Origin of the sequence: Micromonospora sp. NPDC047467 (genome assembly GCF_040643095.1) — a bacterium.
In the GTDB taxonomy this organism is placed as follows: Bacteria; Actinomycetota; Actinomycetes; order Mycobacteriales; family Micromonosporaceae; genus Micromonospora.
Genome location: NZ_JBEYTO010000003.1, coordinates 216,082 through 229,889, shown reverse-complemented (window position 1 = coordinate 229,889; position 13,808 = coordinate 216,082). Strand labels below are relative to the sequence as shown.

Genomic DNA, 13,808 nt, shown 5'->3' with positions numbered 1-13,808 from the left:
GTGGCTGTGGTCTGACCACAGTCCACGTCAACCTCATGATCGACGCGTGGGGTGGGGGTTCAGGGGGTGGTGGGGCGGAGGATGCCCAGGCGTTGGGTGGCACGGGTGAGCGCCACGTACAGGTCGCTGCGCCCACGCGGCGACTCGGCCACCATCAGGTCCGGGTCGACCACCAGCACCGAGTCGAACTCCAGCCCCTTGGCCTGCGCGACGGTCAGCACCACCACCCGGCTCTCCAACTCCGGGTGCTCGCCCACGGCGGCCTCCGGCAGCGCGGCGGTCAACGCGGCACCCAGCGTGTCCACCCGGCTGGCCGGCACGATCACGCCGAGCCGGCCCTCGGCCAGGTCGGTGGCCTCGCGGGTGGCCGCCGCGACCAGCTCCACCGGCAGATGCTCGTCGGCCACCGTCCGGTCCCACGGCGGTACGCCGCTCTCCCGCACCGAGCGCGGCGGCCGCAGCGCCGGGTCGATCTCGGCGAGCACGTCCGCGGCGACCGCCATGATCTCGGCCGGCGTGCGGTAGCTGACGGTCAGCTCGGTCAACCGCCACCGCTGCGCCACGTACGGGGCGAGAGCCTCGGCCCAGGACGGCGTGCCGGTGAGCGCCCCGGTCTGCGCCACGTCCCCGACGATCGTCATCGACCGGCTCGGGCAGCGGCGCATCAGCAGCCGCCAGGCCATCGGTGACAGCTCCTGTGCTTCGTCCACGATGACGTGGCCGAACGCCCACTTCCGGTCGGCGGCGGCGCGCTGGGCGGTGGTCAGGCGGTCGGCCTCCTCCTGCCGTTCCAGCAGCCGATCCGCGTCGATCAGGTCGGTCACGCCGAGGATCTCACCACCCTCGGCCTCGTCCTCGACGTCGATCGAGCGGGAACCCCGGGCGATCTCCAGCACGCCCTCGGCGTACTCCCGTTCCATCGTGCGGATGCGATCCCGCCGGGCGGCGGCGGCCCGCTCGTCCTCGCCGAGCAGTTCGGCGGCCTCGTCCAGCAGCGGCACGTCGGCCGGAGTCCAGCCACCCGGCTCGCGGTGCAGCAGCGCCCGCTCGTCGTCGGTGAGCATCGGCGCGGCGGCGGCGATCCGGTCCGGGTCGGCGTACAGGTCGGCGAGCAAGCGCTGCGGGGTGAGCACCGGCCAGAGTCGGTCCAGGGTGGCGCGGATCTCGGGCTCGTCGCGCAGCTCGCGGCGGATCTCGGCCCGGTCGGCCTCGTCGAGCAGGTTGTCCCCGCCCAGCGGGTCGGCGCCGATCCGCTCGGCCACCTGGTCGGCGAGGGCGTGCACGATCTCCACGTCGAAGAGCGCCCGCGCCAGGTTGTGCGGACGGTCGGCGCGGCGGACCCGGTCCCGCGCGGTGCGTACGGTCTCCGGGTCGAGGGTCAGCGCCTCCCGCTCCACCTCGATCTCCAACGGCTCGTCCGGCACCCACTGCCGGTCCCGCACCGCCAGCGCCAGCACCTCGGCCAGCTCCGCCCGGCCCTTGAGCGCGGCCGTCTCGGCCGTCTCGGTCCGTTGCGCACTCACCCCGGGAAAGAGATCACCCGGGGTACGCAGCAGCACGCCGGTCTCGGCCAGCGTCGGCAGAACCTGGGAGATGTAGCGCAGGAACGTCGCGTTCGGGCCGACCAGCAGCACGCCCCGGCTGGACAGCTCCCGGCGGTGTGTGTAGAGCAGGTACGCCGCCCGGTGCAGCGCGACCGCGGTCTTGCCGGTGCCCGGGCCGCCCTGGACCACCATCACCCCGGGCAGCTCCGCGCGGATGATCCGGTCCTGCTCGGCCTGGATGGTCTCCACGATGTCGCGCATCCGGCCGGTCCGGCCGGCGTTCAGCGCGGCGAGCAGCGACGCCTCGCCGGTCAACTCCTCGTGCGCGTCGGGGGAGGCGCTGTCGATGTCGAGCACCTCGTCGTTGAGCCCGGTCACCTTGCGCTGTCGGGTGCGTAGGTGCCGACGTCGGCGTACGCCCTGCGGGTTGGCGGCGGTCGCGAGGTAGAAGGGGCGGGCGGCGGGGGCCCGCCAGTCCATCAGCAGCGGGTCGTAGTCGCCGCTGGTGTCGAAGATTCCGATCCTGCCGATGTAGTGACGGGAATCGTCGTCGCCGTCGAGCCGGCCGAAGCAGAGGCCATTCTCCACCGCCGAGAACTGCTCGACCTGGTCGGCGTACATCGCTACCGAGCTGTCGCGCTGGGAGCGGTCCTGCAGGGTGCCGCCGGTGCTGCGCAGCTCGTCGGTGAGCCGGTGGGCGGCCTGCTCACGCAGCCCGTCCAGTCGGTCGTAGAGCATGGAGACGTACTCCTGCTCGCGGCCGATCTCGTCGTCGAGCGGCAATTCACCGGTACCGCCGGAGTGCCTTGACAAGCCGTCTCCCTAGAGATTAGAATAATGCGCAAGAACGGCTTTTCAGCCGTTCTTTTTTGTGCCCTCGAATTGTTGAAGATAGCGCGTTCCGTCCGCTCTCACCAAGCCGGACGGGCCGGTGCGATCCACGCAACGAGGCGCCGGGCCGACCGTTGGGTCGACCCGGCGCGAGGGACACCGATATATCAGCCGCGCGCGACCTGGTAGAGCCGCTCCGGCGTGACCGCTCCGGCGAGCACCCGCCCGTCGTCGGTGAGCAGCACACTGACCAGCCTGCTGGTGAACAGCCGACCGCTGCCCCAGTCCCCACTGACTTCCGGCAGGCCGCCGAGCAGCTTCGACACGTCCACCTCCGGCGCGCCGGCAGGCTTGGCGGCCGATGACGCCTCCGGCGTGGCGCCGATGCTCTTGCCCGCGGCATCGTCGAGGCGTGCGACCAGCACGGTGGTCCAGCCGGAGCCCTCGGCGCGTACCTGAGGGTCACCGGCCGGCGGCGCGTGGTCGGGGCGGCCGGCGGCCGGCCGCTCGGCGGTCTCCTCCGTGACGGTCACCCCGGGCGGCGGGTTGAAGGCGAACTGGTCGGCGTCGGGGCGCCGGTAGTCGACCTGGGTGAAGGCCACCTCGAACGCCGGCTGGTCGCTGCCCTTGGCGAGCACCTCGAAGCGCAGCGGCACGTGCTGCTTGGCGTCGATGGCGATCCGTAGCTGGTGCACCAGGGAGTCGCGGTCGCGCGGCTGGAGCACCAGCTCGTAGGCGGCCCGGCCGGCGACGGTGGCCGAGCGGCCGACGCTGACCTCGGTGCTCGGGTCGATCGCGCCCAACGCCAGGTCGGCGGCCTGCTGCGGGGTCGCCGGCAGGCTCGGCCCGGCCCCGATGGCCGGCTTTCCGGCGGTCGCGGCGTCGCCCAGGGTGTGGTGGCGCGCGGTGTTGCCGCGGCTCTCCCAGGTCCACAGGTCACGGCCGTTGCGGATCACGTCCCGTTCGCCGAGGGTGTCCAGCAGCGCGACTCGCTGCCGCTCCGGGCCGGAATACCAGACCCGCAGGGTGTGCGTGCCGGTCAGCAGGGTGGTCAGGTCGTTGCCGGGGACCAGCCCGACCAGCGGCGGCAGGCCGAGGTCGGCGCGCTGCACGACCGTGCCGGACAGCCCTTCGAGTCGGGAGGTCTGCAGGTCGACCAGGAGTTGGGCGGCGGTACGTGGCGGCAGGCTCGGCTCGGCCTCGGCGGCGAACGTGCCGACGGCCGCGCCACCGCCGATGACGGCGACGGCGGCGGTCACCGGGACCAGCCAGCGCAGGACGGGTCGGCTTCTCAGGACGGACATGGTGGGCACCTCCTGCGCACCATCCTGCCCGCTCGCCCCTGTGAACGCGCTGAGGACGCCGGCTTTGACCCAGGTGGCACCCTTGAGCCGTGCGATTGTTGGTGGTGGAGGACGAGGCCCGGTTGGCGGCTGCCCTGCAACGCGGCCTGCAGGCGGAGGGGTTCGCCGTCGACGTGGCCGCGACCGGCCCGGCCGGGCTGGACGCCGCCCGGCACGGCGGGTACGACGCGATGATCCTCGACGTGATGCTGCCCGGGCTCTCCGGCTACGAACTGGTCCGTCGGCTGCGCGCCGAGCAGCACTGGCTGCCGGTGCTGATGCTCTCCGCCAAGGACGGCGAGTACGACCAGGCCGACGGTCTGGACTGCGGTGCCGACGACTACCTCACCAAGCCCTTCTCGTACGTGGTGCTGCTGGCTCGCCTGCGGGCGTTGCTGCGCCGGGGCGCGCCGGAACGCCCGGTGGTGCTGACGGTCGGTGACCTGCGACTGGATCCGGCCCAACGTCGGGTCACGCGCGCCGACGACGAGGTGACGCTGACCGCGCGGGAGTTCGCGCTGCTGGACTACCTGATGCGCCGGCCCGGTCAGGTGGTCTCCAAGATCGAGCTGCTGGACCACGTCTGGGACGCCAGCCTGGAGACGGCGCCGAACGTGGTCGAGGTGTACGTCGGCTACCTGCGCCGCAAGCTCGGCCGGGACCGGCTGGAGACCATCCGGGGCGCCGGCTACCGGCTGGCGACGTGACCCACACCGAGCAGCCGGGCGCTGGTCGGTTCTGGAACCTGCGGCTGCCGGCGTTGGGGCTGCGGGGGCGGCTCATGGCGCTCGGTGTGTTCGGCCTCGCCGTAGGGCTGGCCCTCGGCGGGGCGGTGCTGCTCGGCGCGCTCGGGTACGTGCTCCAGCGCACCGTCGACACCGAGGCGTTCCGGACCGCCGACGCGGTCGCCCTGCTCGCCGCCGAGGACGCGCTGCCCGATCCGCTGCCGGTGGCCGGCGGGCAGGTCCGGGTTCAGGTGATCGACGCGCAGGGGCGGATCCGGGCCGCCTCGATCGACGCGGACCGGCTGGTCCCGATGGTCCGCCCGGAGCGGCTGGACGCCGGCCACCGCCAGCGGTTGGAGGCGCCCGCCGAGCGGGTCGGTCTCGTCGGCCCGGTCCGGGTGGTCGCCGTACCCGCCGGCACCGCAGCCGATCCGCTCACCGTGCTGGTCGCCCGTTCGATGGCCGACGTCCGGCACAGCACGCACGTGGTGCGGACCATCCTGCTGGTGGCGTTCCCGCTGCTGCTGGCCGCGCTGGCGGCGGTGGCGTGGCGGGTGGTCGGCGCGACGCTGCGGCCGGTGGAGGCGCTCCGTCGAGGCGCCGAGGAGATCACCGGGCGGGCAGGTGCCGGCCGGCTGCCGGTGCCCGCCTCCGCCGACGAGATCCACCGGCTGGCGGTCACTCTCAACGGCATGCTGGACCGCCTGGAGACAGCCCGGGCGCGGCAGCGGGCATTCGTCTCCGACGCGGCGCACGAGTTGCGCAGCCCGCTGACGAACATCCGGACGGAGTTGGAGGTGGCCCAGCGACTCGCCGACCAGACGGACTGGACTGCGGTGACTGCCAACCTGCTCGCCGACACCGAGCGGCTGAGCCGGCTGGTCGACGACCTGCTGCTGCTGGCCCGCCTGGACGAGACGCCGGTGGCCCGGGGGACCGGCCCGGTGGAGCTGGGCGCGCTGCTGACCGAGGTCGCCGTCCGGTACCCGTCGCCGCCGGTGCGGGTCGCGCCACCACCCGGCCCACTCTGGACGGCCGGGAACGTCGACGAGCTGCGCCGGGTGCTGGCCAACCTGGTCGACAACGCGGTCCGGCACGCGCACGGCAGCGTCCTGCTCGCGGCCGAGCCGAGCGCTGAGGCGGCGTACCACCTGGTGACGGTGACTGACGACGGCCCGGGGATTCCGGCGGCCGACCGGAGCCGGGTCTTCGACCGGTTCACCAGGCTGGACGACGGGCGGGGCCGCGACGACGGCGGGGCCGGTCTGGGCCTGGCCATCGTTCGGGAACTGGTCCGCCGCGCCGGCGGTGCCATCACCCTGACCAACGTCAACCCCAGCGCCACCGCCAACGTCAACCCCAGCGCCACTGCCACCGCCAACCCCAGCGCCTCCGCCAAGGCCAGCGCCGACGCCGACGGCCGTGGCGGTGCCGAAGGCAGTGCTGATGCGGATGTCGGTGTCCAGCCGGGGCTGCGGGTGTGTCTGCTGCTACCGGCGTTGCCGATCGAGGACGGCCAAGACCGACGCGTGACGGACCGTGACGAACGGCGGTAGCCCCCCGAGGCGTTCGGGCCCTTTGCTCTGCTTCAACCCACGCAACACGCACGGACAGTCACCAGTGGTAGGCGGTGCCGCTGCGCGCTGTCGAGACGTTATCGCAGGTCAGGCTTGGTGTTGCGTGGAGTGAAGCAGAGCAAAGGATGGCAGCAGGGTATGGACGGTCAGCAGGGCCCTGACGGGGCGTAACGGAGCGGCCCAGGCATGACGCTGACGCCGGGTGCCGCTGGTGCCGCTGGAGTGCCCACGGCGGCCCTCGGGCCGGCCTGGATGCGACGTGCGCGCGATTGCCGAGACGCTGGTGCCAGCTTGCGGAGGGCTCAGCGGCGGCGGGTGCAGACCTCGTCGGCGCTCGCCACGGAGTCGGTGGACCAGACCACGGCTACGGTGAAGCAGTAGTCGTTGGCGCGGTTCAACGCGTAGACGATGTAGTTGTCGGTGCCGGCCGGCAGCGTGGCGATCGCGGTCTTGTCCTGCCCGGACCGCCCGGCGGAGATGATCACCGGCCCCTCGCCACCCGTCGGGTACGTCCAGCGCAGGGCGATGTTGTCCCGGTTGTCGCGCAGGGTCACCGCGCCCGGCGGGGTGCCCGGCACGGCCACCGGCGGCGGCGTGCCGGTGGGCGCGCTGCCGGTGGGCGCTGCGGTGGTGCCCGGTGCGGCCGGACTGGTCGGGCCGGCGCTGGGGGAGCCGTTGTCGGGAGTGGGCTGCTGGTCGTCGCTGTCGCCGACCCGGGCTACTCCGGCGATCACCGCCGCCGCGCCCAGCAGCACCACGACCACGCCGGCCACCAGCACCGGCACGAGCCGGTTGCGCGGTGGCGCCGGCGCCCGGTGTACGGGCACCGGCAACAGGCGGGACGGCGTGTACGGCTCGACCGGCTGGTACGACTCCGACGGTGTGGACGGCTCGACGGGGGTGTACGGCTGGTATGGCTCGGACGGCTGGTACGGCTCGTCTGCGAGGTACCGCTCCGACGGATCTTCGGTCCCCGCGCTCGCTTGGTGCAGCCGGTAGACGCCCGAGGCCTCTTCGGTGCTGCCGGTGAAGCCGACCACGGACGGGGGTACCGGCGTGTCCGTCGAGTGGGGTGTGGGCTCGTCGGCCCGCTCGGGTGGCCAGCGGAGACCTGCCGCTCCGCCTGGTTCGTCGGCCGGGACGCGGGGATTCGGCACCGCCCCGCCGCCGGCCGTAGCTCCGTGGCTGGCCGTGAAACCGGGCCCGGACGTGAACCCGTGGCCGGCCGTGAACCCTGGGCTGGCCGCGAAACCGGGGCCGGACGTGAAACCGGGGCCGGCCGTGAGCCCCTGCTCGGCCGGGGTGTCATCGGGCTCGGCAGGGCCGGTCGGCTCCGGCTCGGCGGGCTGCGGCGGGGGTGCGGGTGGGTGGTGGCCGGAACCGGTCGGCCCGTCGTGCGGTGGGTTGCGGGCGGCCGGCACCAGCGGGGCGTCCCGGCCGACGGGCGCGTCGTCGGCGCAGACGTGATCGGGGTTGGCCGCGGCCCGGGCCAGGGCCGCGACCTGCAGGGCCAGCGGGTCGTCGGCGGGCAGGTGCTGCCGGGACAACTCGCGGGCCAGAGCCAGGTTGTCGTGCGCCTCGGCGAACTGCCCACAGTCGCGCTGCATCGCGCCGAGTCGGGCCAGCATCTTGATGCCGCTGGGGTGCCCGTCGCCGTACACCTCGCGGTGCAGTTCCCAGGCGTCCTGGAGCCGGTCGCGGGCGACGGTGCACTGGCCCCGGGCGTACTCGACGGTGGCCAGGTCGGCGTGCGCGGCGAGCACCCGCAGCGACTCCGGTCCGTCCTGCGCGGTCAGCTCGATGATGACTTCCTGGTAGAGCCGGGCGGCCCGGGAGCGGCTGCCGACCCGGTGCAGCACCGCGGCCAGGGTGGCCGCGGCGGAGACTGTGCGCGGGTCCGAGCGGCCGTGCAACCGGGTGGTGGCGGCGTACGTGAAGGCGGCCCACCCTCGGGCGGAGTGTGGCTCACCGAGGGCGACGAGCACCCGCGCCTGGAGGCTGGCCGCCTCGGCCAGTTCGGGGGTGGCGTTGGCGGGGCGGGGGTCGGCGTCGGTGAGCGCGTCGGCGAGCAGCCGTTGTGCGCCGGCGAGGTCGCCAGCGGACACGAGGTGGTGCGCCTGATCAGTCAGTTCGCCGAAGCCGGAGGGCACGCCCCATCGTGCTCATCCGACGACGGTAAGTACAAGACCCGCGCCGGTGTCGATCGGTCAGGATCTTGTCAGGTGCTCGGCCAGCGTTTCGCTGATCCGGCGCAACTGGTCGACCTGGGCCGGGCTCAGTGCGTCGAACAGGTGGCGGCGTACCCCCTCGACATGGCCGGGGGCGGCGGCGCTGAGGGTGGCGTAGCCGGCCTCGGTGAGCAGCGCGACCTGCCCGCGTCGGTCGGTGGGGCAGTCCTCGCGGCGCACCCAGCCGGCCGTCTCCAGTCGGGCCACCGCGTGCGAGAGCCGGCTGCGCGACGATCCGGTCACCTCGGCCAGGTCGCTCATCCGCAGCTGGCGTCCGGGCGCCTCGGAGAGCCGGACCAGGATCTCGTAGTACGCGTGCGGCATGCCCGCGTCGCGTTGCAGTTCGCGGTCGAGCGTGTCCATCAGCGCCCGGGAGGCGGTGAGGAACGCCCGCCAGGTGCGCTGCTCGTCGGGGTCCAACCAACGCGTCATGACCGGCATCATATCTCAGGTTGTTGAATGCTCAACTAAATCGCGCTAGCCTCGAGCCATGGGAATCCACCGGCTCAACCACGCGGTCCTCTACGTCAGTGACCTCGCCCGCAGCGTCGCGTTCTACCGCGACGTGCTGGGCTTCCGCCCGGTGGCGATGACCCCGGACGGCTTCCGGGGCGCCACCTTCCTCCAGGCCCCCGACTCCACCAACGACCACGACCTCGGCCTGTTCGAGATCGGCGCGGGCGCCGGGCGGTCGACGGCCGGCCGTGCCACCGTCGGGCTTTACCACCTGGCGTGGGAGGTGGACACCCTCGACGAGTTGGCCGCCACCGCCGAGCGGCTCGCCGCCGCCGGGGCGCTGGTCGGCACGTCCGATCACGGCACCACCAAGAGCCTCTACGGGCAGGACCCGGACGGGCTGGAGTTCGAGGTGGTCTGGCTGGTCCCGGCCGACCGGCTCGACGACGCCACACTGGCCGCCCGCAAGCGCATCGGCCGGCTCGACCTGGCGGCTGAGCGGCAGCGCTACGGCGGGCAGACGCGGGGCGGGGTGGGGATCTCCGTCCCGGCCTGACCGGCCATACGGTAGAACGGACCGATGCCGACCGACCGGACCACCGATTTCCTCCGCGAGCTGCTGGTCCGCCAGTTGACGACCTGGCTGCCAGCGGCCCTGCAACGTTCCCGGCGGGCCACCGTCGCGCTGGCCTGGACCGGCGCCGACGGCGGTGGCGCGGAGGCCGCGCTGCGGGTGGTCGCCGCGCACGCCGACCAGGTGCGCGGCCGGCGGGTGACGGTGCTGGTGCTGGCCGACGGCACGTCCGATCTGCCGACCCGGCTCGGCCCGGTCGAGGCGGAGTTGCCCGCCGAGGTCGCTGTGCACCTACTGCCCGGCGCCCCGCAGCAACTGCCGGTCGCGGTGAAGGCCGCCGGGGCGGCGGGCTCACCCCTGTTCACCTTCCTGGACCTGCCCGACGCCGTGCCCCCGCCCCTGCTCACTGCTGCCGCCAACGGCCGCGCCGGCGAGGTGCTGCTGCACGCCGGTAACGGGGCCCGCGACGCTCTCGGTGCCGCCGGATTCCCGCTGGTCGCCGAGGTGGCGCCGGTGTTCGGGGCTCACGGCGCGGGCGGCGTGATCGCGTTCGGCAGCCGCTCCGACCGGAGCCTGGAGGCGGTCCGTGACGCGCTCTGGGCGGTCGGCGCCGATCTCGGCGTGCGCTACCTCGACCCGGCCGACCCGCAGGCTGCCCCGGTCGACGTGGCCGGTGACCCCGACCCCGGGCCGCTGGCCGGCGAGCTGCTGGCCGAGCTGCGTCGCGGCGGGCCGCGATCCGTCACCGAGCTGCGCCGGCACGCCCTGACCGCGACCGTCTACCGGGCCGCCGACGCCAACCGGGCGCTGGCCCATCTGCTCGACGTCGGCGACGTGCGCCGTGACCGTGAATCCGGCCGGCTGGCCGGCGACGAGATGATCACCCTGGCCCGCTGAGAGCCACCCTCGGACGCCGAGCGGGGTGCCGGTGAATCACCGGCACCCCGCTCGACTCCCGGGTCGTTACGACCGGGACTTGTCCTGCTTCCAGGACAGCGGACCCGGCAGGTCGACCCGGTGCGCCTTGGCCCGCGAGTTCCAGGACCAGCGTCCGATCTTGATGCTCCACGAGGAGAAGCCGTTCTCGGTGAAGTTCAGGATGATCGGACCGTACTTCTTGCGCTTGCGAAACATGAGGCCCATCGGAGGACTCCCCTCGTCACCGTTCCCTGCCGTGTCGAGATCGAACATTCCCGAACCGACGAATGCCGAAACCCCCTCGACGTCCGGGGTGGACAGTGCTGTGGCGCCGCATCGTAATCCCTATCCACCAGATAGGCGTTGCGCGACGATAAACACTGCCTGGGGCTGCACGTAACAACGACAGCGATACAAGTCTCACGTTTTGGAAGGACGTTGACCGGCCGGTCGCACCGGCGGCAGCATGAGGTCATGTCGCAGCGGGGTGAGCCTCTCGTCGAGCTGCGGCCGGTCGACCGGGACCTGTTCCGCGCGCTGCTGCGCCGGCAGGCCACCAGCGTCACAGTGGTCACCGCCGTCGCCCGGGCCACCGACCCGGCCTGCCTGGGCGGCATCGGCGCGCCGATCCGGGCCGGGTTCACCGCCACCTCGTTCACGTCGGTGTCGCTGGACCCGCCGCTGGTGTCGTTCTGCCTCGGCGTCGACTCGTCGAGCTGGCCGGTGCTGGCCCGCGCCGAGCATGTCGCGGTGCATCTGCTGGCCGCCGGGCAACGGGAGGCGGCGGCCGTCTTCGCCACCAGCGGCATCGACCGGTTCGCCGCGTACCCGGACTGGACGCCGGGGCCGTTCGGCGTGCCGCTGCTGGGCGGGGTGCTGGCCCGGCTGCTCTGCCGGGTGGTGCACCGCGTCCCCGCCGGCGACCACACGCTGGTGATCGCCGAACCGCTCGCCCTAGGCGACGGCGGGGACGGCGCGCCTCTGCTGCACCACCAGGGCGGCTACACCACCGCCGTCCCGCCGGTGCTGGCGTGAGCGCGCCCGCCCTGCCCGACCTGCTCGCGCTGGGACCACGCCCGGCGCCGACGGGTCCACCGCGTCGCCACGTCGCACCGTGGTCGTCGCTGTAGCCGCCGCCTGACGTCAGCGCGGCTCCCAGGCGTCGGGCAGGGCGGTGAGCTTGCGGACGTGGGCGGGCAGCCGACCGCTGACGATCTCGGCGAGGCTCACCTCGTCGACCACCCGCCGGACGGCGGCGCGCACCGCCACCCACAGGCCGGGCAGGTTCTCCGCCGAGCCTTCGTACCGGGTCTCCTCCGGGCGCAGGCCGCGTACCCCCGCGAGGGGGCCCTCCACGGCGCGCAGCACCGCGCCGACGGTCACCTCGCGCGGCGGACGGGCCAGGGTGTAGCCGCCCTCGGCGCCGCGCTGGGCGCGGACGATGCCGGACCGGCGCAGGTCCGCCAGGACGGCCTCCAGGAACTTGCGGGGCATGTCCTGCTCGGCGGCGATGGCCTGGGTGGACAGCAGCGAAGGGTACGCGGTGGCGAGGCTCAGCGCCGCCCGTACCGCGTAGTCGCCGCGCGCGGAGATCTGCACCCCGTCATCATGCCCGCCCGGGGCCGCCGCCCGGACCGGTGGGCGACCAGAGCCGCCCGGCGTGCCCACCGTTGGCCGGTTCGGCGAGGGTGCCAGTGCGGAACCACCCACCGTTGGCGCCCGGCGGGTCGGCCGGCGGTCGGGGTCGTACGATCCGGCCGGCCGCCGGCTGGTCCCGGGCTGCCCGGAACGCGCCCGGACTCGTCCCGGTCTCCCGCGTGAAGAAGCGGCCGAAGTTGGTGGGCTCGGAGAAGCCGAGCTGCCGGCCGATCTGGGCGATCGGCTCGTCGGTGGCGGCGAGCAGGCGGGCGGCCTGCAACGCGACTCGCTCGTCGATGACCTGTTTGGCGCTGCGTCCGGTGATGGCCAGGCAGGCCCGGGTCAGGGTACGCACCGAGCAGCCGAGCGCGACGGCGTAGTCCTCGACCCGCCGGGTGCCCTGGTAACCGTGCTCCACCTCCCGGCGGAACCGTTGGAACGTCTCCACCTCGGGTCGCTGGGGTGACCGGTCCACGCCGGGCAGGGCCAGCCGCAGCAGCAGCACGGCGAGCTGGTGGCGCAGCAGCGCTCGGGCGGCGGCCGAGCCGTCGCCGTGCCGCTGACAGTCCACGGCCAACTGGCTCACCTCGCTGATCACCGCGTCCTCGTCCTCGCCGGCCAGCTGCCGCCACGACGGTGGGGCGTCCGGGTCGACGGCGAGACCACGCAGCGCCTCCGGGGCCCAGGCGACCACGGTGCCGTCGAACTGCGGCCCGGGACAGCGCAGCACCTGACCGGCGTGGACCCGCAGCAGCGTGCCGGGTCGGCAGGGCAGCAGGTGGAAGTCGAGCTCGGCGTCGCCGTGCCCCCGGGTGGTGAGGATCAGCAACTCGGGCTCGACGATCACGGGGCGATGCCAGCCCGGGTCACCGGCGAGGTCGGCCAACGCGAACGTGGAAATCTCGTCGGCTACGGGTGACGCCGTTCCGATCGATGGCGCGGGGGAGGGATCGGTGGAGACCATCGCCTGCGACCGTAGCCCGAACCGCAGGTCATTGCATCCCCACGGGCGTGTAAGGCGGCCGGGGCGCGGCGTCACGGGCTTGTCCGGATCCCGGCGACCGGGCTACGTTACCCGGCGGTAGTGCCGTCCGGGCCGCGGTCCGCCCGGCGCCCCGCCGCCCGTCCAACGGGTCGGCGACCCCGCCGACTCGCGATGGGATGGGCATGACGCAGCTGTTCTCGGTCGAAGGCAAGACGGTTCTGGTCACCGGCGGGTCGCGGGGGATCGGTCTGATGATCGCCCAGGGCTTCGTCCGGGCCGGCGCACACGTGATCATCTCCTCCCGCAAGGCCGACGTCTGCGAGGCGGTCGCCAAGGACCTCTCCGCCGAGGGTCGCTGCGAGGCCATCCCCGCCGACCTGGGCAGCGACGCCGGCGCCGAGGCCCTCGCCGCCGCCGTGCGGGAACGCGTCGACCGCCTCGACGTGCTGGTCAACAACGCCGGCGCCACCTGGGGCGCGCCGTTGGAGAGCTACCCGGAGGCCGCGTTCGACAAGCTCTGGGCGGTCAACGTCAAGGCCGTCTTCCGGCTCACCACCGCGCTGCTGCCGGCGCTGCGCGCCGCAGCCAGCGCCGACGACCCCGCCCGCGTGATCAACATCGGGTCCATCGACGGCGTCCGCGTGCCGTGGATGGAGGTGTACGCCTACTCGGCCACCAAAGCGGCAGTGCACATGCTCACCCGCAGCCTCGCCCACCAACTCGCCGGCGAGCAGATCACCGTCAACGCGATCGCGCCCGGCCCATTCGAGAGCAAGATGATGGCGTTCGCCCTGGACGACCCGGCGAGCCGGGCCAGCATCGAGCAGCAGGTGCCCCTGGGCCGCATCGGCCGCCCGGAAGACATGGCCGGCACGGCCATCTACCTCTCCTCGCGGGCCGGCGCGTACCTCACCGGTGCGGTCATCCCGGTGGACGGCGGCATCACCACCCACGGCTGAGCACCGGCCGACCCGGGGGCGGGCGGGCGC

Annotated in this window: 13 protein-coding genes; 6 read left to right on the top strand and 7 right to left on the bottom strand. The window is 73.6% G+C overall.

From position 1 onward, the window contains the following. Positions 1-59: 59 nt before the first annotated feature. Together ABZ780_RS09735 and ABZ780_RS09730 are read right to left on the bottom strand one after the other, a co-directional pair. Positions 60-2,357 (bottom strand): ATP-binding domain-containing protein, encoded by a 2,298-nt coding sequence (locus ABZ780_RS09735; RefSeq protein ID WP_357485514.1) that lies wholly within the window; start codon positions 2,355-2,357, stop codon positions 60-62. A 185-nt stretch (positions 2,358-2,542) separates the two neighbouring features. Next, a complete protein-coding gene (locus tag ABZ780_RS09730) occupies positions 2,543-3,679 on the bottom strand; it encodes a sigma-E factor regulatory protein RseB domain-containing protein (protein ID WP_357485512.1) in 1,137 nt (378 codons plus the stop codon). An 89-nt stretch (positions 3,680-3,768) separates the two neighbouring features. On the opposite strand from ABZ780_RS09730, the gene ABZ780_RS09725 reads away from it, so the two are divergent. Both ABZ780_RS09725 and ABZ780_RS09720 read left to right on the top strand, forming a co-directional pair. Beyond that, on the top strand, positions 3,769-4,425 hold the full coding sequence (locus tag ABZ780_RS09725) for a response regulator transcription factor (RefSeq protein WP_357005181.1): 657 nt from the start codon (positions 3,769-3,771) through the stop codon (positions 4,423-4,425). Positions 4,426-4,499: 74 nt separating this feature from the next. Then, complete coding sequence (locus ABZ780_RS09720; RefSeq protein WP_357485869.1) at positions 4,500-5,999, top strand: ATP-binding protein; 1,500 nt, start codon at positions 4,500-4,502, stop codon at positions 5,997-5,999. 323 nt (positions 6,000-6,322) lie between these two features. Here the strand turns inward: ABZ780_RS09720 and ABZ780_RS09715 are convergent, their stop codons facing one another. Together ABZ780_RS09715 and ABZ780_RS09710 are read right to left on the bottom strand one after the other, a co-directional pair. Beyond that, positions 6,323-8,170, bottom strand: coding sequence for a tetratricopeptide repeat protein (locus ABZ780_RS09715; protein WP_357485511.1), 1,848 nt, complete (start codon positions 8,168-8,170; stop codon positions 6,323-6,325). Positions 8,171-8,227: 57 nt separating this feature from the next. Further along, positions 8,228-8,689, bottom strand: coding sequence for a MarR family transcriptional regulator (locus ABZ780_RS09710; protein WP_357005188.1), 462 nt, complete (start codon positions 8,687-8,689; stop codon positions 8,228-8,230). A gap of 49 nt (positions 8,690-8,738) precedes the next feature. On the opposite strand from ABZ780_RS09710, the gene ABZ780_RS09705 reads away from it, so the two are divergent. Both ABZ780_RS09705 and ABZ780_RS09700 read left to right on the top strand, forming a co-directional pair. Next, a complete protein-coding gene (locus ABZ780_RS09705; protein ID WP_357485509.1) occupies positions 8,739-9,260 on the top strand; it encodes a VOC family protein in 522 nt (173 codons plus the stop codon). Positions 9,261-9,284: 24 nt separating this feature from the next. Next, the gene (locus ABZ780_RS09700) at positions 9,285-10,175 is read left to right on the top strand and encodes a hypothetical protein (protein ID WP_357485508.1); all 891 of its coding nucleotides are present in this window, start codon (positions 9,285-9,287) and stop codon (positions 10,173-10,175) included. Between the two features lie 66 nt (positions 10,176-10,241). On the opposite strand, the gene ABZ780_RS09695 is transcribed toward ABZ780_RS09700, so the two are convergent. Then, a complete protein-coding gene (locus ABZ780_RS09695) occupies positions 10,242-10,421 on the bottom strand; it encodes a DUF4236 domain-containing protein (RefSeq protein ID WP_320064829.1) in 180 nt (59 codons plus the stop codon). 249 nt (positions 10,422-10,670) lie between these two features. On the opposite strand from ABZ780_RS09695, the gene ABZ780_RS09690 reads away from it, so the two are divergent. Further along, the gene (locus ABZ780_RS09690; RefSeq protein ID WP_357485506.1) at positions 10,671-11,231 is read left to right on the top strand and encodes a flavin reductase family protein; all 561 of its coding nucleotides are present in this window, start codon (positions 10,671-10,673) and stop codon (positions 11,229-11,231) included. 108 nt (positions 11,232-11,339) lie between these two features. On the opposite strand, the gene ABZ780_RS09685 is transcribed toward ABZ780_RS09690, so the two are convergent. Then, entirely contained in the window at positions 11,340-11,795 is a 456-nt protein-coding gene (locus ABZ780_RS09685) for an Rrf2 family transcriptional regulator (protein WP_357485505.1), read from the bottom strand. 7 nt (positions 11,796-11,802) lie between these two features. Beyond that, on the bottom strand, positions 11,803-12,798 hold the full coding sequence (locus tag ABZ780_RS09680) for an AraC family transcriptional regulator (RefSeq protein WP_357005201.1): 996 nt from the start codon (positions 12,796-12,798) through the stop codon (positions 11,803-11,805). A 203-nt stretch (positions 12,799-13,001) separates the two neighbouring features. On the opposite strand from ABZ780_RS09680, the gene ABZ780_RS09675 reads away from it, so the two are divergent. Next, positions 13,002-13,778, top strand: a complete 777-nt coding sequence (locus ABZ780_RS09675; RefSeq protein ID WP_357485504.1) for an SDR family oxidoreductase — start codon at positions 13,002-13,004, stop codon at positions 13,776-13,778. The last annotated feature ends 30 nt before the right edge of the window (positions 13,779-13,808 follow it).